The 18,637-nt window shown below is 60.0% G+C and carries 18 protein-coding genes; 11 read left to right on the top strand and 7 right to left on the bottom strand.

Annotated elements, in window-relative coordinates; genetic code table 11:
- The first annotated feature begins 12 nt into the window (after positions 1-12).
- Both IVB54_RS30165 and IVB54_RS30160 read left to right on the top strand, forming a co-directional pair.
- The gene (locus tag IVB54_RS30165) at positions 13-1,836 is read left to right on the top strand and encodes a type I secretion system permease/ATPase (RefSeq protein ID WP_247776582.1); all 1,824 of its coding nucleotides are present in this window, start codon (positions 13-15) and stop codon (positions 1,834-1,836) included.
- An 18-nt stretch (positions 1,837-1,854) separates the two neighbouring features.
- Positions 1,855-3,219: an HlyD family type I secretion periplasmic adaptor subunit gene (locus tag IVB54_RS30160; protein WP_247295615.1), complete on the top strand. Its 1,365-nt coding sequence runs from the start codon at positions 1,855-1,857 to the stop codon at positions 3,217-3,219.
- Between the two features lie 811 nt (positions 3,220-4,030).
- Here the strand turns inward: IVB54_RS30160 and IVB54_RS30155 are convergent.
- From IVB54_RS30155 to IVB54_RS30145, 3 genes are all read right to left on the bottom strand, one after another.
- A complete protein-coding gene (locus IVB54_RS30155) occupies positions 4,031-5,203 on the bottom strand; it encodes an ERF family protein (protein WP_247368007.1) in 1,173 nt (390 codons plus the stop codon).
- 17 nt (positions 5,204-5,220) lie between these two features.
- A complete protein-coding gene (locus IVB54_RS30150) occupies positions 5,221-5,448 on the bottom strand; it encodes a hypothetical protein (protein WP_247776581.1) in 228 nt (75 codons plus the stop codon).
- Positions 5,449-5,519: 71 nt separating this feature from the next.
- Positions 5,520-6,329 carry a YqaJ viral recombinase family protein gene (locus tag IVB54_RS30145; RefSeq protein WP_247776580.1) on the bottom strand — a complete coding sequence of 270 codons (810 nt, stop codon included), beginning with the start codon at positions 6,327-6,329 and terminating at the stop codon, positions 5,520-5,522.
- A 659-nt stretch (positions 6,330-6,988) separates the two neighbouring features.
- Here IVB54_RS30145 and IVB54_RS30135 point away from each other — a divergent pair.
- The 6 genes from IVB54_RS30135 (at position 6,989) to IVB54_RS30110 (ending at position 14,221) form a co-directional block, all read left to right on the top strand.
- Entirely contained in the window at positions 6,989-7,165 is a 177-nt protein-coding gene (locus tag IVB54_RS30135) for a type II toxin-antitoxin system VapC family toxin (protein WP_018458887.1), read from the top strand.
- Positions 7,166-8,287: 1,122 nt separating this feature from the next.
- Positions 8,288-8,947 (top strand): hypothetical protein, encoded by a 660-nt coding sequence (locus IVB54_RS30130; protein WP_247295609.1) that lies wholly within the window; start codon positions 8,288-8,290, stop codon positions 8,945-8,947.
- On the top strand, positions 8,940-9,515 hold the full coding sequence (locus IVB54_RS30125; RefSeq protein ID WP_247295607.1) for a hypothetical protein: 576 nt from the start codon (positions 8,940-8,942) through the stop codon (positions 9,513-9,515). Before IVB54_RS30130 ends, IVB54_RS30125 begins: the two co-directional genes overlap by 8 nt.
- Positions 9,505-9,963, top strand: a complete 459-nt coding sequence (locus tag IVB54_RS30120; protein ID WP_088930802.1) for a hypothetical protein — start codon at positions 9,505-9,507, stop codon at positions 9,961-9,963. The genes IVB54_RS30125 and IVB54_RS30120 overlap by 11 nt, the downstream gene beginning before the upstream one ends.
- 3,474 nt (positions 9,964-13,437) lie before the next feature.
- The gene (locus tag IVB54_RS41770; protein WP_345946562.1) at positions 13,438-13,935 is read left to right on the top strand and encodes a hypothetical protein; all 498 of its coding nucleotides are present in this window, start codon (positions 13,438-13,440) and stop codon (positions 13,933-13,935) included.
- Positions 13,936-14,074: 139 nt separating this feature from the next.
- Positions 14,075-14,221: a hypothetical protein gene (locus tag IVB54_RS30110; RefSeq protein ID WP_204513776.1), complete on the top strand. Its 147-nt coding sequence runs from the start codon at positions 14,075-14,077 to the stop codon at positions 14,219-14,221.
- Positions 14,222-14,279: 58 nt separating this feature from the next.
- Here IVB54_RS30110 and IVB54_RS41765 read toward each other — a convergent pair whose 3' ends face one another.
- Positions 14,280-14,462: a hypothetical protein gene (locus IVB54_RS41765; protein ID WP_345946354.1), complete on the bottom strand. Its 183-nt coding sequence runs from the start codon at positions 14,460-14,462 to the stop codon at positions 14,280-14,282.
- Positions 14,463-15,638: 1,176 nt separating this feature from the next.
- The gene (locus IVB54_RS30105) at positions 15,639-15,812 is read right to left on the bottom strand and encodes a hypothetical protein (protein WP_162847251.1); all 174 of its coding nucleotides are present in this window, start codon (positions 15,810-15,812) and stop codon (positions 15,639-15,641) included.
- A gap of 492 nt (positions 15,813-16,304) precedes the next feature.
- Between IVB54_RS30105 and IVB54_RS30100 the strand changes: the two genes are divergently transcribed.
- The 3 genes from IVB54_RS30100 (at position 16,305) to IVB54_RS30095 (ending at position 17,559) form a co-directional block, all read left to right on the top strand.
- The gene (locus tag IVB54_RS30100; protein WP_018459961.1) at positions 16,305-16,550 is read left to right on the top strand and encodes a PilZ domain-containing protein; all 246 of its coding nucleotides are present in this window, start codon (positions 16,305-16,307) and stop codon (positions 16,548-16,550) included.
- Positions 16,551-16,981: 431 nt separating this feature from the next.
- Positions 16,982-17,116 (top strand): hypothetical protein, encoded by a 135-nt coding sequence (locus IVB54_RS41500; RefSeq protein ID WP_007595432.1) that lies wholly within the window; start codon positions 16,982-16,984, stop codon positions 17,114-17,116.
- Between the two features lie 230 nt (positions 17,117-17,346).
- A complete protein-coding gene (locus IVB54_RS30095; protein WP_018459962.1) occupies positions 17,347-17,559 on the top strand; it encodes a hypothetical protein in 213 nt (70 codons plus the stop codon).
- A gap of 180 nt (positions 17,560-17,739) precedes the next feature.
- On the opposite strand, the gene IVB54_RS30090 is transcribed toward IVB54_RS30095, so the two are convergent.
- Together IVB54_RS30090 and IVB54_RS30085 are read right to left on the bottom strand one after the other, a co-directional pair.
- Positions 17,740-17,916: a hypothetical protein gene (locus IVB54_RS30090; RefSeq protein WP_157643135.1), complete on the bottom strand. Its 177-nt coding sequence runs from the start codon at positions 17,914-17,916 to the stop codon at positions 17,740-17,742.
- A gap of 319 nt (positions 17,917-18,235) precedes the next feature.
- Positions 18,236-18,445 (bottom strand): hypothetical protein, encoded by a 210-nt coding sequence (locus IVB54_RS30085; protein ID WP_007595423.1) that lies wholly within the window; start codon positions 18,443-18,445, stop codon positions 18,236-18,238.
- Positions 18,446-18,637 lie beyond the last annotated feature (192 nt).

Raw genomic sequence — 18,637 nt, 5'->3', positions numbered from 1 at the left:
TGGGAGGCAAACATGGCAGCTGTCGAGACACTGGACGATCCGCCGCGCAACCATCATTCCGGAGCTCAACATCGCGTCGCACCCGGCGGCGAGGCCCGCGACTATGTCGGACCTGTCAACGCGCTGGCCGCCTGGCGTTCGGTCGCGCGCACCAACCTCGTAGCGGTCGCAGCATTTTCGGTCGTTGTGAATCTGCTGATGCTCACGTTGCCGATCTACCTCTTTCAAATATCCGATCGCGTGCTGACGAGCCGTAGTCTCGAGACACTGCTGATGCTCTCGGCTCTCGCGCTGACGTTCATCGGTGTCCTCTCGATCGTGGACATTCTGCGTCGGCAGGTGCTGGGGCGTCTTGCGACCAAGATGGAAGCGGTGCTGGGCGGCGCAGTGCTGGCGAGCAGCATCAACAACGCCAGGGCCGGCGAGGGAGGAACCATCCAGGCGATCCGCAGCCTTCACCAGGTGCGGGGCTTCATCTCGAGCCCTATCATGCTTTTACTGATGGACGCGCCCCTCTCGCCCCTCTACTTCGCAGTCATATTCCTCGTTCACCGAGATCTGGGCTGGATCGCAGTCGTATCGGGTTTGGTCCTGGCACTTATTGCGCTGATCAACCAGAAAGCGACCTCGGAGCGTCTGAGCGAGGCTGGCCTGCATGCCGCCGAGGCCGATGCGGCGGCGGAGTCGCTGGCGCGAAATTCGCAGGTGATCAATGCGATGGGAATGCTCAGCGAAAGCATTCTCCACTGGGGGCGCCGGCAGGCGCCGGCGCTGACGGTGCAGAGCCAAGCCCTTGACCGGAATTTCTGGATCAGCGGTGCGTCGAAATTCGTCCGCCTCGTGGCCCAGATCACGATCCTTGGTACCGGTGCCTATCTGACCCTGCACGCCGAGATCACCGGGGGTATGATGATCGCGGCTTCGATCATTGCCGGCCGCGCCCTGCAGCCGCTCGAGGGCTTGATTGAGGGATGGCGCAGCTGCGTTCAGGCGCGATCGGCCTATGCCCGCGTCAAGCAGGCCGTCGAGTCATTTCAGCGCGAGGCGCCTAAGCTGCGCTTGCCCAGACCGCAAGGGCGCCTGAGCGTTGATCGGGTCTTGTATCTGCCGCCGGGCTCGAAGGAGCCGGTGCTCAATGGCGTGTCGCTCGAGCTCGCGCCCGGAGAGTCTTTGGCCATTGTCGGACCGTCCGGATCGGGCAAGTCGACGCTCGCGCGCATTCTGGTGGGTTGTCTGGTGCCGACAGCCGGCAAGGTCAGGCTGGACGGAACGGAGCTGCGCAATTGGGATCGCCGCCAGTTCGGGGAATATAGCGGTTATCTGCCCCAGGAGGTCGAGCTATTTCCCGGGACCATCAAGCAGAACATCTGCCGCATGCGCGACGACTTGCCCGACGAGAGCATCTATGAGGCGGCGATATTGTCGGGAATTCACGACATGGTCTGCCAGTTGAAGCAAGGATACGAGACCGTGCTCGACCGCAGTGGCGGGCCGCTCTCGGGAGGACAGAAGCAGCGCATCGCGCTCGCCCGGGCTTTCTTCGGTAATCCGTCCCTTGTCGTGCTCGACGAGCCCAACTCGAATCTCGACGCGGCGGGCGAGCAGGCTCTGACCGAGACCCTGCAGCGCGCCAAGAGGCGGGGGGTCACCGCCGTGGTCGTAACCCTGCGCCCGGCGCTACTGAACAGTGTTGACAAAGTGCTGATACTGCGGGCCGGACGCGCGGAAGCATTCGGCTCTCCGAGCGAGGTGTTGCATCGCCTGGTTCGGTCGCCCGCCAGGGCCGGCGGTGATGAGCCGGAGCAGCCGCAACGCATCGAATCCTCGGGCGGGTGACGAGCGCGGGAGGACAGCATGAGAGCGGTAAAGGACGACATCGGCGAGTGGTACCGCGGTGTTCCGCTGAGCGCCAAATGGCCCATCTTCACCGGCCTCGCCATCTTGGTTGTTTGGCTCGGCTGTTTCGGCGTTTGGGCCGCAGTCGCTCCACTCAACAGTGCGGTCGTCGCCTCGGGTACGTTCGTGGCTACCGGGCAGAACAAGCTTGTCCAGCACTTCGAGGGCGGCATCATCCGCGAGATTGCGGTCAAGGACGGGGATGCCGTCGAGGCCAACCAGGTCCTGGTTCGCATGGACGATACCGCTGCCAACGCCAAGCTGAAACGGCTGGTTTTGAAGAAGTATCGACTGCTCGCCATGAAGGCGCGTCTGGAAGCTGAAATGAGCTCTTCTGACGCAATCGAAACCCCGGCCGCATTCAGCGAGAACGCACGTGATCCAGAAATCAAAGCGATTCTTGAGCGGCAACGTGCCGAGCTTCAGGCCCGCCGGGCAAGTCTGGTGACCGACGAAAGCGTACTCCTAAAGCAAATCGCTGGGCTGGAGGAAAGCATCCGCGGATATCAGGCGCAAGTTCAGTCCACCAAAGAGCGAATTTCCTTGTTCGTCGAAGAGCTGAAGGACAAGAATTCCCTTCTTGGCCAGCAGTTGGTCCGCAAGTCGGATGTGCTTGCGTTGCGACGCTCAGAGGCGGGTCTCGGGGGTGAGCTAGGCGAATATCTCGGCCGCATCGCCGATTCGAAGGAGCGGATCGCCCAGGCGAACGAACGAATAGCGCAGCTCCACACGACGGCACTTCGGGAGGCGATCAAGGAGTTGCGCGAGACCGAGGCCGAGCTGGACGACGGAGAGGAGCAGATTCGCGCCGCTCAGGATGTGGTCGATCGGGTCGATGTCCGGTCGCCCGTTCGAGGTATTGTGGTGAAGAACAACTTCCATACACCGGGCGGCGTGGTCTCTCCTGGTGCCGTGATCCTTGAGCTCCTGCCGATTGGCGACGAGCGCATCATCGAGGCACATGTGAACCCCAAGGACATTTCGCATGTGAGCGTAGGCCAGGAGGCGCTGGTGCGGCTGTCGGCGCTCAACCAGCGCATCACGCCCATGGTCGGGGCGAGCGTCATCTACGTGTCAGCGGACGCCTTGGCGGAGCAAGTGCAGGGGAAGGCCGAAACCCGTCGCGACGGCGACACGCGTGGGGAATTCTATGTTGTTCGGGTGCGCCTGGACCAGGACGATATTCTCAGGCAAATGCCTGAATTCATCCCGACGCCCGGGATGCCCGCGGACATTTACATCAAGACCGGAGAACGTACGTTTTTCGAGTACATCATGAAGCCTGTCCTCGACAGCCTCTCCCGCGCGTTCCGCGAAACCTGAAGCGAGCGGTTTGGACCTCAATGCTGAGCACTCGCGTGTACGGTGAGCTCAAGCCTTTCGGTCTGAGGCTTGATAAAACGGCGCTGCTTCGCTCAGCCCTTCTCGCGTTCGTTTTTCATGGCGGCAGGATAGCCCCGAACTCGATCCTGCTCGTTTCGGCCTAAGGTCCTGAACAGCGAATGCGCGACATACAGCGTCGCTTCCGTGCGGTATCGGCGCGCCATGATCGCGAGAGTTAGCTACCCTAGCGGCCGCAAAGGCATTTGCGGTCCGCGTGCCGTCGTCGAGCCGTTGGCCGGCGACGACAACGCTCAAACACATGGCGTGCTCCCGAACGGTGATTTTGCTTGCTTGGTCGGCTTGGCACCCGCGAAACGAGGGAGCCAATGGAGGCACCATGATCGGCTTGGGAGTTGCGAAACTATTCGTTAGCTTTCATGTGGCCAGCTGGGACCGTGCCGATTACCGCCCATTGCGGCACATTGAAATGGGAATGCCGGCCCCGCTGTTGGCCCCATCCTGCGGCTGGGGCCGTTTTGAATTTTAACAGCATCGTTCAACCCGGTCGACAACCATGCTTAGAGGCATTGCTATCGCGCTATTCGGAATGGGCATCTTTTCTCAGCTTGATCGCGCGCTCTTCTATGGCCGCCATACTGACGCCGCGTTCAGACTGATGCGGGAGATTGGCCGGGGTTTTGGGCTGTAAGGTTCAGCCGCGCGACCCATGGCAGGACACAAAAAGATCGCTCGGCGGTTAAGTCCCCATCCTTCGCGCCATTCGCTTCGCTGACCCCACATTGCGGCCGAGTCATCGTGCAGTGGTCCCCGGACCTGAGGCCGGCGGAGGTGGTATGGCGGACGCTGTCGCACGCTCATGGACTGGGCTCGCTGCCCAAAGCTCCTTTGCAAGGGGCAGCGGTGAGATCTGTACCTCCGACCACCATGCCCTTTCGTTTCCATGGCGGTGCAGCTGTTGATGATGCGCGCGGCACAAGGGCACCGTGAACTCGTCGCTGACCTTGCGGCCGAGCGCTCGTGGTTGCGCGAACTTGAGATGGTGGGCATCGCAGGGCGTCTGCTTGCAGATGAGACAGGGCTGGTCGCGCACGAATGCGAGGTGCGCCTTGTTGCGCTTGCGAGAGGCTTCCTTGGGGAAGGCCAGCCCGATGCTTGGCTCGGGGTTGGATTGGCCGTCGGCCGCGCCAACTCGCTCGGCGCCAACCTCAACAGATCGTTCCGCCCGCACCGGGTCTCCGAGCGCAAGCTCGTCCGGCGCGATGCTGATCTCGCAAGGGACGGCCGCCTCGAGCCGCGTCTGATAGGCGGCTTCAATTGCGCGAGCGTCTCGCTCCAAGAGGGTGTTCTTGAGCGGCAGGCTGGTCTTGGCCCAGTTCAGGAGGTCATCCCCGCTCGGGAGTGACCCCAGCTCGCCAAGCAGGCGGTTCCGGAGCTCGGCCGATGCTTGCGCATCGCGCAGCGGCTGGTTCACAACGCCTTTGACCGGCCTCGGCTTTGCCACGGGTCCGGTCAGCGACGCGAGCGGCGGGCCAGCCAGCAGATCCGGCGCATCCAGATCGTCCTCGCCGGCAATGCCGACCAGCGTGAACAGCGCGTAGCGCCGGGCATAGGTCAGGGCGGCGCCCATCCGGTGCGGGGTGGCGGTCTCAGTGACCGGGCACACCGGCCAGTCGGAGGCGATCCATTCGCCCGAGCTGTGGAGTAGGGTGGTGGTGAGCCTGATGAGGCCGGTGTCGGAATCAATCGCGGTCGCTTGCACGGTCGCGATCCCGTACTTGGTGAGGCACTTGCGCACGATCTCAAGACCGCTGGCGAGCGAGGCGTAGCGGAAGGTGCGGCTCTCTTCGCGCGGGAAGGGTGATGCGATCGTGGCAGTCAATGATTTCTCCGGGTTGTCCAGCTCGGCCTGCGCCTTGGCGAGCGCGCCGGCGATCTGGCTGATGGTCTCGCTGCATCGCTGCATCGCCGTCTCCGCTGAAATCATCGGTTGTTCAGGACGTCCAGCTGGACCGCCAAGACGACTCCGGCGACGACCAGCTGCTGCTCTAGGTGACGGACCAGGCCGAGCAGCACGTGGTCTTGGGCGCAGGACGCTTCAAAGCCGTGGAGTTTGGCCCACAACTCCCCGAGCAGTTCGAACGCTTCCTGATACGGCTCCGGAGGATCCGAGGAGGGGTCGAGATGGATAAAGTCAAAGCGCGGCCGCATCGACAGACTCTCTGAAGGCGGGGAGCTGGCGCCGCGCCAAGCCGCGGCCCGCGGTTGATCTGGCCGGCTGCTTACGCGGCGTCGACCACTTCGAAGCTGATCGCGCCGGACTTGGGGCGCTTGGCCCGCAAGCCATGGCCGCTCGCCTCCTTGGCGTCTTCCGGCACCAGTGCCTTGAGCTCGGTTTTCGCCCGTTCGTGGTCCAGCGCCGCGGCGCGGGTTTGGCGATAGAGCGCGGCCAGTTCCGCCCAGACGTTCGAGCCGGTCATGTCGACCACCCGCACCGCCGCTAGCCGCGGCCGGGGCGGCTCGATGCCGAACAGCTGCGGCGCCTCGCCATTTTGCACGCAGCGCCAGAACTTCTTCTCCGCGGTGAGCAGCAGATGCTGGTACAGGGGATCGGCATGGAGCTCGATTTCCAGCCACTTGCCGCCGCCGGTGATGATCGAGAGCACCGCGGCGCGGGCGGCGACCACCCACATGTTGTGCTGGAGCTGCGCCATGTGCTTGTCGGCCGCCGCTTCCTCAGAGAAATTCCAGGGCAGCATGAACTTGGCCTCGAACACCGCGCCGGTTTGGTGCACCCGCCCATCCAGGGTCGCGGCCATCCACTTGTGCACGTGGTGGAATACCCGCCGCTGAACGTGCTCGATGGCGCGGCCGGTTTGGCGCTCGTACCAGGCGCGATTGAGGGGCTCGGTCGCGGTGCCGAGCTGGACGATGAGATCGCCCGACAGGTCGATAGGTTCGACCTCGCCGCGCTTTTCCTGCCAGAGCCGGAGCAGTGCGCCTGCGTCGTTGCCCATAATGATCCGAGCATCGGACCCGCCGATGAACGAGCGGCGGTCTTCGAAACGCTTTGTCCAGCTGGTGGATTTCATTCAAGATCGCTCCCTACACGAATCGCTCCATATGGGCAAATATAACCCATTTAGGCTAAAAGTCAACATGAAAAGCAAGCTTTCTAGCGCTCAGATCAGGGCCGGTAGAGCATTGGTGAGGTGGAGCGCGGCTGAGCTTGCGGAGGCTTCGGCGCTTGGCGCCAATACTATTCGCCGCGCGGAAGTAAGCGACGGAGATACTTCGTTGACAGCGGCGAATGATCAGGCAATCCGCCGAGCCCTAGAGTCGGCCGGCGTCGAGTTCATCGACTCGAATGGAGGAGGTCCCGGCGTTCGCCTCCGGAAAGCAGCCGAGGAAAGACCGCGCCAATAGCCCGCAGACCACGCCCTGGAATTTAGGTGTGCGGTCGCTGCGCGCGGTCGGGTAGAATGGCATGACTTACATGGTAGAAGGTACCAATGGGCTTGAACATCAAAACCCGTCTGGCTGCAGAGCTCGCGCAGCGCACCGGTGAACCCATGGCTGCCGCGGTCACGACCGCCGTTCCCCAAGCGCCTTGAGCGCGTCCACCGCGAGCAGGACGCCCGGCTATCGGACCGACGTCTGCAGATCGGTCAGACCGTGCCAAGCGCTTGAAAGAACCTTATCGCTCGGCCAATCACAGCGAACTCCTTTACGATAATCGTGGACTGCCCCGATGATCATCGATACCTCCGCGCTGGTCGCCATCCTGCGTGACGAACCCGAAGCGGAAGCCTCCGCACTTGCGATCGAGAGCCATTCGCCGCGCTGCATGTCGGCCGCCAACTTCGTTGGAAGCGGCACTCGTGATCGATGGAAGCCGCGATCCGATCGCCAGCCGGCGCTTCCATGATCTGCTTAAGGAAGCACGGATTGCCATCGAGCCGGTTACTGAACCTCAGGCACGAATTGCGCGTGAGGCTACCGTGATTTTGGCAAGGGCAGCGGACATCCCGCCAAGCTGAATTTCGGCGACTGCTTTGCTTACGCGTTGGCAACGACCACGTGAGCCCCTGCTCTTCAAAGGCGATGACTTCATCGATACGGAAATTGCGGCGGCCTTAGTCTGACAGCCCCGCAAGACCATCCGGCGAGCAGTCCCTTGATGGGGAAATTTCGGTCACTTCAGTGAACGAGCAGCCCCTTCGGCAAGCGCTCAAGTTCGCCCGGGTCGAGTTCATCGAAAACGGCGGCGGACCGGGCGTGTGGCTACGAAATCAGCGAACTCGAAAACTAAGGATCGAGGCGAAGCGTCATGGTGTCGTAGTTCGCGCATGAAGCTCGCAGCTTGAGCAGCGGCAGGCTCGGAGCATCAGAAATCGCATCCGGAATTCAAATGCGAAAACGAACCCAATTTTGGTGCGCGAAATCAAGCATTTCAATCGTATCGCCGTTCAAACTTTGCGTTCGCGCCGTCTCGGACTTGCAGGGGCTGCCGTGTGGATGCTCCCTGCCGCATATAGGTGTTGAAAAGTAGAACGCAGCCGCGGACCCTGTCGGCGCTCGTTAGGTCTGCTTTAACTTCTGGCGTGTCACCTTTTCGGTGAAGCCAAGACCGCTTGATTTGGGTTGGCTCATTTTTTCCCACGGGAGTTTCCGGGAAACAACTCGTCCGACGTTCGGTCGGACGAGTTCTCTCTCTACGAGAGGCAAGGAAATGACCGCGCGATCAAAGCTCAATTGCTCCCATATTGTTCGGCACGGCCGCGCACGGCGGGTTTCGCAACGGCCCTTCGACGGCCGCCGCGCGGCGGCCGTGATTGTGCACCCTTACACCGATGATGGAATCCAGGCGAGGTGGGTCGACGACGTTGATCGAACCGTCGTCGGACATCATTCGCGGCCAGCGTTGGCGAACTGTTTGATCCAGCCGTGGACCGGCGCGGCGTTGCGCATCTGTCGCAGCCCGTCTCCGCGCCTGGTGAGACGCCAGTTGTGTCAGTTCAGCGATGTTGATCAGTGGGGAGAAAGGTAAATGGATTTCTTGTTTCTGGACGGCGAAGATCCGCTTGAGTTTGCGCTTCTGCTGATGCGGTTGACCAACGAGCACATGCCCTGCGGGGCGGACGAAGAAGACTGCGTGCTAACGATGACCAAGTGGGTCTGGCGCAAGCACAGCTACCAGCGACTGCTCAAAACCCGCATGAACTCCGCGCGGCTCGACCCCAGGCATGCGGCGTATGACGAATCTCAGGGGCTGCAGGTATTCCTGGAGATGCTGAACCGCGCGCATGAAGCGCATGAGGTGGAGATAGCGCTCGCGTCCCTGCGCAGCCATGTGACGGGTCACCTCAGCGAACATTGCCCGAGATATAAGTTCAGGACGACCAAAGCATGGATCAAGGCTCTACGCCGGGAAGTCGAGAAGAAGTTTCTGCCGGCACTGGCGCCACCTTGCGAGGAGGTCCGGATGATGATGGCCGCTGAGTTTCTCACCGAGGACGTGCTGGCGCGCGAGCTGGAATACGAACGCGAATGCGATGCGATACTCGATCGGGCGCTTGATCGATTGACACGACTGAAGGCCGCCAAGCGGGGCCTCTCCTTGCAGGAGCGCAAGAGCTTCCATGAAAAGGAGCCTTCGCGACTATGCAATCAATTGTGGGCTGCCCTGTTGGAGGTCAAAGATGTCTAGACCCGCGCGCGGTGCAGATTCGATCAACGGAGGAGCGCTTCCGGGCGCCTGGGGCGATGAAGCCGAGGGGAATGATCGTCAGGTCAAGGCCGCCCTCAAGCCGCGCGACCGGATCGAGGAAATGTACGCCGAGGATTTGGCGCACAGCGATCGGCAGACTACAATCTTCCGGCGCGCCACCTCTCACGTCATCGCGGCGCGCCAGGGTCAGGCACTCTACAATTTCCTTGCAGAACATCACCCTGCGAACGACGCCGACCGTGTGGCTCTGGTGGAGCGCTGGTCACGTGGCGATCTGAAAGCAAGGGCCGAAGTGGCAGCCGTCCTCAAGGAGGCCGGCTTAAACGAATTCTGCCTGGAGGCAGAGGCGGTACTCGATTCATTGTCGACATTGCTCGTGCTCGAGCAGTTACAATCGTCAAAGGTCGCGCGGCGCGACAGGGCACTCGCGGGGCTTGCGTTCTACCGCCGCATGCAGACGCAAGGGCAACGGCCGGCGCAGCCGGACCGGGACGCTGTTGCATCCGACGTGTTGCGTTTGCGGGAGCCGCCCAGCAATGACCACTGACCGGCAACGCGCCGCCAATCGCGCCAACGCGAAACGAAGCACCGGCCCAGCATCCGCGGCTGGAAAGTCGCGGGCGAGCCGAAATGCCCGTCGCCATGGTTTGGCCGCGCAAGCGCAGTTCGGCTCTGATCGGCTCGAGCGCGTCGATCAACTCGCCCGCGCGATCATCGCCTCAATGCCCGGCCAGATCGACCTGATGCAAGCGCGATCGATCGCGCAGGCCGAACTCGATGTCACCGCGGCGCGCGCGGTGGCTGGCGCGCTTCTGACGGAATTGTACGGAACTGTGCCTGACTGCGATCTGGCCCTAGTGCCGTGGCGACCATTGCGACCGGGCGCGGGCCTCCATACGTTCCACGACCTCAAGATGGTCGAGCGGTATCTTCGTCGCTCGCAGGCAAGGCGGGATAAGTTGGTCCGACTTTGCCTCTCTGGCGCAGGCACATAGCCGCGGTCGGTTCAAGGCTGCTGCGGCGCGCCAAGGCGGAAAGCTGTGGGGATAGCCGGCTTGCACAAGCAGCCGACCACACCCGTCAGCTGCTCAAGCACCGCTTTGAGCCCAAGGCGAGCCCGAGCGGAGATGGCGCACTGGGACTGGAATGTTCGCGCGCGGCTCCGCCCGCGAGATGAAGGGAGACTCGGAATGTGCAGAACGAACCCAATTTTGTTGAAGCGATTCAACTTAGCTCCGCAAGTTGACGCGCTCAGACCCCAACGCTTTGAGCGGCCGCCGGTCGCCTCGGGTGTGCCAACAATCGCGCCGGTGTTAGCGTCGATCGACGTGTCGAGCTTGGTCTCCGAACGGAATTTATTAAGGCGATCGATCAACCCGTGCATTTTCCAAATTCACTATCGCAGCGGCCGCTGCTTCCTTTTGTTGGTGGTGAAGGCCTGTGCCTGACGTGTATGCCACCAAGGCGACGTTGTACGCCTGCCAAAGCGTATGCCGGTCGAGATCCGGGAAACACTTCAACACGAGTGGTTCAACGTCAGCGGCTTGATATGCATCCAGGCATTGAAGAATGACGCAGCTGACGTCGGCGATGCTGTGGTGTTGCATTTTCATTGCTCCCGGTTATGGACATCAGCTGGTTCGGCGGCCGCGGTCTCTTGGTCTGTTGCCAGGACGACAGGTGCAGCCACAAGCTGAAGCCACCGCCGGCAGACATTGATCGATGGCCCGATCACCGTAGGCGGGGCGCCTCGCTCGCGCGCTGGGTTTGCGGCAAGCGCGACGCCCTTGTCAGAGGCGGTCGCGACCCGACGATGATGCGCGGACACTGAGCTCTGATGAACCGCCCGGTCCATAAGTTTGGTGGAGTTGTTGGAGTCGCCTGTCGAGTTCTTGTTTTTTGGCAACGATCCTCGCGGCGAGAATCTGGTCGACGTCCGTGTAGAGAGCCCACAACTCATCGAGGGACATCTGCTCAAATTGCGGTTGGTAATCACGAATGTCCACAGTCCGGCCCCCCGGCTGGGGCGGGTAGCAGCGAAGTCAGTCTTGAAAGCCCGGACCCTTACGCTGATCAGATGATCGCGTTGCTGGCCGGGCCGACCGCACTGCGCTCATAAACCGCCTTTCCAGCTCCAGTTTCGCGTGCCGCACCGACGATTCTGCGCTCGGCCTTGGCTACTCGGTCTCGAAGAGCCTCAAGTTCGGATACTTGAGACGCGAGTGCCTCACAATTTTGGTGCAGAGCGAAATGACAACCATCCAGTCGCGCACGAGCGTCCATTGCACGCCCCTCTATGGTACTGCCCCAGAAGACGTGGCCCGCAATTGGGACCACCGCGAGACTAGTCAAATTCACCCATCAGGTCTGTTCGCTTTCGCACACTCGCTGTAGGCTTTGCCTCGGTGGATTGCCGCGCGTCGAGTTGCTGCGAGCGGCAAGCAAGATATTGCTGCTGGCCTGCCGCTCGGGCCTCACGGTTTTCGAATTCGCAAAATGGACGGCTTCCAGGTGACTGCCGCCCGCAGACAAGGCCGCGCCTTGGATCTCGCAATCGCACAAAACACCGCCAGCACCGTCTACTGCCCCGGCACCGCCGCGATCTGCGCGCGTTAGCTTGGATCCGCCGGATGTAGCATCCCGCGCCAAGGAAAATCGGCAGATCGCGCGTTTTGGCCGACGACGACGAGATCTCTGCTTGGCCTTGGCTACCTAATCTCGAAAGGTCCCGCAGTTCGACAGCTGCAAGCGAGCGCCGCGAAACGCTGGCGCGGGAAAGCGCAGGAGCGTGGATCTCAACACGGGGCTGTCTCCGGGGCCGAATATCGGCTCGCGCGGCTCTTTCCCATCGGGCGGTGGATCGTCTCGCAGGAGGTTAGTTTCAGGGCGTCTGCTGAGCATTGCGAATAACGCCCGATTTGCGCGGCTTTCATGCGGTGGTTCTCCCTCCTTCTGCTAGCATTAGTAAGGCGCGAGCCGATGTCGGTCTCGCTCTCCGGGTGGTGATCCGCGGGGCTTCTTCTCTCTTGAGAGAGCAAACTTAGCCGCTAGGCGTCTGAACAATGAACGCTTTGCGACTTGCATAGCTGCGCGAAGACAGCCTTCGCCTTGTTAGTGCCAAAACCAACATGCATTCCTTTGTCTTGCTTCCCGACTCACCAGTCTGCCTCGCCTTGACGACCGATGCGGGAAGACTCAGCCCTCAGCCGCTCTATTTCGAGCCGGAGCAGCGCTTACGATTAGACAAGTGCGCGATTTTGGTCTTCTTCAGGAAAATCCAATTAAATGGCACGTGACGTCCGGCGATTCAGGAGCGCATCGCGTCGATAGCGTGTGCGATTAAAATGCCCACGCTCAAAATAACTAGAAAAATGAGCAACCAGGTACTCACGTCCACCTCCTGTCTTGGAAGTGAACCTTCCTGTTTATGCACAGTCAAAGGCATCACGTAGGGAACCGCGATTTCAGCGGCCGCTGAGGATTTATTGCCACACGGCGCGCTATCGTCGGAACGCCAGGAAAAGGAGTGTGCCGACGATGGCGGTCGCGAGAAGTGGAAACCAAATGTCCGGCACTTCAGGCACTCCGACTCACTGCGTCGGATTAAATGCGAGCTGCGCTCTTATTTCTTCTGGTTTTCACTATTCTCCACAGCTCAAACAGAAGTGGCCGCAACTCGCAACGAATATTTGCGGTATTATGTTCGTGGTTTGGCGTCGTCAGTATTCGGAGCGGTTCGATCTCGCGTGTTCGTATAGCTAGCCGGCTCACGTGCAGATCCATTTCTGGTAGCAGTTCCAGGTTTAACGTATCTCGGTAGCATCAAGCTTACCGAGTGACATTCGTTGCCAACTTGCCGGGACGGAATATCGTCGCGTCGATCGGGCATTTTTGTTCCCGAACCATCAGTTAGCGGGGGTGGCCTGAAAACGGGTTCGATTTCCATGATTCGATATTCGTCGTATGGAAATTCGAACTATCGTGCACCAGCCGCGCAGTTCTCCTATCGCGACCCGCTGGAAGCCGAGTACCGTCAGCTCATCGAGGGACGAGAGCGGGTCAGACAGGCCGAAGCCGCGGCCTCAAAGCGGTTTACGATCGCGACAAGGAAGGGAATTCGCCGCAACGAAGATGCATCCGCTGGCAGGCATCTGCTCGATGCGCGCGGCGGAGTTCGTGGCGTGCAGCGCCAGGGTTGTAACCACCAAAGTCAGGTCGTCGAGAGGGGTCGAGATGCCTTGGTGGCGGGCTTGGGGGAGAAGCGTGCAGTCGGTGGGACTACGACCGCTTTGAATGGGCCCGCGAACCGCGAGGGCCAGCTCCGTCGGATTTCCGGGCGATGCGCCGCCGTCCGTCTTTCCCGAAGAGCCTCGACGGATTGGAGCCCTGTGCGCTGTCGCCGAAAGTCCGCCCTCCGGTTTTCATCGTGTGGCCTTGCTTTGGTCAAACCGGCGTTGGGGAGTGTGGACTTGCCCGATTTAATGCTCGGCCTCGGCCCGGGTGACATCGGGTGCGATGGGCCGATGCATTCGCCGATTAAACCGATAGCTCTGACTCTCTTTAAGAGCGGAATGAAAGAGTATCGGGCGCTTGTTGTGGACGTGAACGTTATGGGCTCGCTCAGCGGCTGGGACTTGGCCAGACAGGTTCGAGAACAAGAGCCGACGTTTCCCGTGATCTACATGACCGGCGCTGCGGCCGACCATTGGGCGTCCCAGAGCGTCCCGAACAGCATCCTGTTGCAGAAGCCGTTTGCGCCGGCCCAACTTGTCACGGCGATCTCGCAGCTCCTCAATCAGGTCCCCCTACGCGCGAATGAGGCCGCCTCAACTCCGGTTCACTTCCGCTTTTGCGTCACCAATCGCAAGGGGATGTTGTGGAGATGCGCGCGACCTCGCACAGCCGGTTCTGTCCATGCCCCAGCGCGCGAGCAATGTCGTCGGGTCGATTTCCTGCGGCGGCCATAGCGATCAGCCGCTGATGATCTTCCGGCGTCCACCTTCTCACCAGCGGCCCCCCAGCCTGTTGCACGCCTACGCCTGCCTATACAGTTCGCCGATTCGCGCCCAACAAGCGAGGTGGGCTGCCGGTCGGCGATCGGCCAGAATGAAAGTGCTGCTACTGGTCGCGGAGCGAGGCGCGCCGGTGATGTTCGCCCGGATCGGGGTCGTGCGCCTGTGGAAAGCGCCCTGGAGCGCAGGGGGGCTTCAGGAGCGCCCCAGGGCCGCCCACTCCATGCCGGCGACGGCGTAAGGCCGGCATGATCGCCTACGGCGTTGCCCAAGGCAACGCCTATCGAAATGCCACTGCCTTAATCGTCATGATGGTGGTGGTGGTGATGCTCATGCGAGCTGCCCCCGCCAGACCGCGCAATGGCGTTAGACGTCAGCGATGTTGATAGCAGGAGCGTCATCGCTGGAGGCGTCACGACGGCAAACCTACCGCAGGTCTTTAAGAACTCGCGGCGGTCCTCGTCTTCTGTGGGGCTTGGCATGCTTGAGCTCCGGTCGGTGGCGTGCGGATATTAAGCCGCACGAAATTTAAAGCAATTAAATAAATTAAGTTCCTTTTATTATTTAAAGGCCGCGAGCCGGCCTCAGGTCAGGTGGGTGTGTCCGCTACCGGACAGACCGGCCGTTGGTTGTATGTTGCCGCCCGACGTCAAGAACTCGCGATTGAATACAAGGCCGTTGCTAAATCATCCGCAATTTCCACCGAACGAGCAATTTTGTTGAAGAGCGTCGCAAGGACACTCACCGGATTAGCTAATCAATTGGACCGACTTGCCTCTCTGACGAGAGACGAAGGGCGTCACGCACGAGCCGCCGATGATCGCCCTGGGGCCGAGCCGGAAGACGGCCAACGTCTTTAGGATGTCCGCGTCGGCGACGATGCAGCCGAAAGCCACGCCTTCGAGCGCGCCAAGAAGATCGTCAGGAGCGATGGTGCACGTTGGGAGACGCAAGACCTCAGACAAGAATTCGCATGATGGCTCGGCAAAGCAGCAGATGGGGAGTGTCCACGTTGCGCTCAACATTGAACAGCCCGGGCAGTGCATCCGAAATTCAACACCTCCTATCGTTCGCCCTGCTCAGTTCCAGAATTAACTTGCAACACGAACATCAAGCTTAATTCCAGACCGCGATTGCGGCCGCGCGCTAGAGGACTAGTTTGCGCACACGGACATTGTCCTTGTCCGCTCCACCCCAGCGAAGTCGCCGCACCATTATATTCGGTGCAGCGACTTCGACGCTGGACAGTCGCGCGAGCTTCACTTGAGAGAGCAGCCGGACCACGAAACGCTTGATCTCATCGAGATGCGTCGCCGACTTACGGCGCTCCGGTCGAAACACTCGGACAATCTTTTAATTACTTCGCTGTTGAACCGCTTTTTCGTGAAAGTCGCATTTCTCCTGAAGCCAACGGACCGGGCGCACGAGCAATATCTCAAATCAGAATTCGAACGAACGTTGATAAAGGTCAAAGAGATTGCTGCACGGACGAAATCTGACTGAAGGCCGCACCAACGCGTGGCTCTGGACCCGATTGGCCGGGTATCCGCCACTGTTCTATCGGATCAGCCAGTAGCGGTTGTCGGCTTTGGGCACTGGTGCTGAACAATAATCTCCGCATTCGTCTTCGTCCTCCCTTAAAAAATCGGGTGCTGCTGCTATTCCCGGGGCTTGTCGGTAATCTCTCGCACAGCCAAGCTCAGCTCCAGCTCTCTGAGCTGCTCAATCAGAAGTTCTACGATCTGGTCGTAGTCAGACGCCTTCAGCGAATGCACGCCTCGCAAGGCCAGTTGGTTCTGGAGGATCATCGCCATCATGGCTTTAACGCTCATGGGCCCTCTCGTCGGGAAACAAAGATCGTCATAAAAACAATCAGAAGTAGACGTCAAAGCTTGCGGATGCGCAACGTCCGTAAGAGTACGGACACCGCACAAACGGGAGAATGTGTCGCGTGTGCGCCTTCAGACTAATCCGTTGGAAAAGAAGGCGCCGGGCTGCTGGGACAAGTGTAACGTTTTCGCAGGTAAGGCCAGGTAGGATGTAGCTTTACTCGCCGACAGGCCAGCCATGAGATTGCTAATGACTTCGGATTGCGATGATGAACTAGCGGCTATCGCTCGAGCAATCGCAACCAAGCAGCTTTATATCGAAAGTCAAACCACCTTGATCCAGGTGCTCGAGCGTGACGGACACGACATGCTTGAGCAAAGAAAAGCTCTTGCTAAGGAACGATCAGACCTAGCAACACAGATCGAGCGACAATTTAAGCTGCTAGAGACAAGGTGCACATCGGGCGAAGATGATCACGTTGCGGCTATAATGAAATGATAGAACGTCGAAAGCTGGAGCGCATCGATGTGGACGAGGTCGCCTACATTTCAGGCGACGGCGCCAGCTTACGCTGCCGCGTGGTCAACATGTCGGAAGAAGGGGCAGCAGTTGAGCTTCCGTCGAAGCGGCACGTGGCCTCCACATTCAAACTAATGCTCGAGAAAGATCGCATCATCCGAAGTTGCCGCCTAGTCTGGTTGAGTGGAAATCTTATCGGGGTCTCGTTCGAGGATCTTTAGGCGGAGAAGAGTCAGTTAGCTCTGCCCTACAATGGAACTCGCGGTTCTTTTGCTGGCATGGATGGGCGATGTCAAACAATAGACCGGAAATCCGTTCGTGGTCCCCCGATGCAGCAGACGCCATGAAGAAGTGACTTCCATTTTGTGGGGACTAACACTCGCCGCTTCTTGTTTGCGCTATCGAGGAACCGCGCGCCTCTGTGCAGCGGCTAATCTTCCTTTCCTAACTCTCGCATCAAGACCTAGAGCACATGAGCAACGGCTCTTGCAGCGCCTTCGCCTCGGCCCTTGGCGCGCGCACCTAACGCCGGTTAAGGGATTGGTTACCGGTCACTGTCACCATTTACATACAGTCGCATTATGCGGCAGCGCATTCTGAGAACAGTCTATTCGACACGCCCGGTTGGCGGTCTCTTTCAGGAGACGCCCCAATGCTTAAGGGCTTCACGGTCTTCGTTGTTGCGCTGATCAGTACAGCGCAAGTGGATCAATACCTGACCCACGGTCGGTACACCGACGCGGCCATGGCTATGCTGCGGCAGATCGGTCGCGCGTTTGGATTTTAAATAGTTCTTTTGCGACGGAGACCCGTCATGGACGGCATCTCATGGGGCGATCTCGAAAGGGATGAACAACGCGCAATCGCGACATTGGGAGCCGGTCTTTCCATTAAACTGTGCAGCCCCTTGCTCTCCTGGCCTCAGGTCGGCTTGGGCTGCTGCACACAATTTGCGAAGAGATGCCGTTTTGAAGTGTGTAAGCGGTTCGGCGCCGGTCGATCACGACAGGGGGTGGGATGCCAAACGCAATCGAGCTGATTGTGGACGGTTACGTTCGCTTGAACAATCGAAGGGCTCTGGATGATCTCCGCATGCAGCGTCGGAAACTGGCCGTGGACCTAAAGGCACGTACAGGTTTTGATTTCGGGACGACCGTCCAGCAGATCGAGGAGGATATCGCCGTGATCGAGGCTGGGCTGGCGCGGTTGGATGGCGCGGCGGCGAGCTAAGCTGCCAAAGCAGTTCGCGGTTCAAGCCGCCCGATTAGCTTCTTTCTCGGTCCCGCGCATAATGATCTTGAGCACATCATCCGGCAACGGGCCATTGCAGCGCCTTCGCCTACTCTCATGTCGGCGTGGCATCCAGCCACCTGCTACAGGTCACATCGTCTCGACGCATTTTATTGGCGCTTAGTAAGGCAATAGTTCGGACGCTTTTGTCCCGGCCAGGCTGTGGAAATTCTTGCAATGACCTATGGCTGTACGGGTGACATGGCGCTCAGCCGAAGGTGTGTAAGACCACAGCATAGTGGTTGCAACAATGAGGAAGGCAACGGCGGCGATTGCAGATGAGATCAGACGCTTCATGGGAAACCTCCGGTTTCCGATTGAAGGTTCGTCCGACAGTTCGATTAAAGGTTCAATGGAGAAAGCCAAAATCTCGGCCTGCTCATGGAGTTCCGTTTGAGACGTAAGGGCGGCCCGCCCGTGCTAGGCGGCATGCCCACCCGCAATCGTGAGGATCTCGCACTCTGCACCCTCCGAAAAGCCCCGATCCGAATGGTTCGGAAACACCCCGGCATCGGTGCGAAGTTGCCGACATGGCGGTTGACGACGCGGAACAGCGCGCTTATGGCGGCTTGGTTGCTGGTGATCAAACGCGCCAACGAGAACACCCGCTCGCCACCTACTCGACGTCGATCATTCGCTCCTTGGTGATCCGCAGGCTGCGGACGTAATAGCCTTGTGCCTGAACGGCTGACTTGATTTCGTCGCTGACCTTGAGAACTCGTTTCCTGCTCTTCCGCCACTTATGTGCAGAGTAAAGCACGGGCACGGGAGAGCCTGAACTTAGAACGAGCAAGAAGCGCCTGTCATTGCGATAGACATCATACATTTCGCCCCCCGCGATCATGTTGAAGTAAGCATGTCTGGTCGTCTCCATGGACGAGCTTAGTATCGCGAATGGCTGCGCGGGTTGTAAATCTGCAACGTCCGGGATTTCTTCAACAACGTTCCCGATTGGGAACGAACTTGGTGCAGCTCGGCCGTGGGTATTGATCAAGCTCTTGCGAGCGGTCGGGTAAAG

It is taken from the genome of Bradyrhizobium sp. CW1, assembly GCF_023100665.1.
GTDB classification, from domain to species: domain Bacteria; phylum Pseudomonadota; class Alphaproteobacteria; order Rhizobiales; family Xanthobacteraceae; genus Bradyrhizobium; species Bradyrhizobium canariense_D.
The sequence above is the reverse complement of the archived record's forward strand: the minus strand, read 5'-3'. Positions and strand labels throughout refer to the sequence as shown.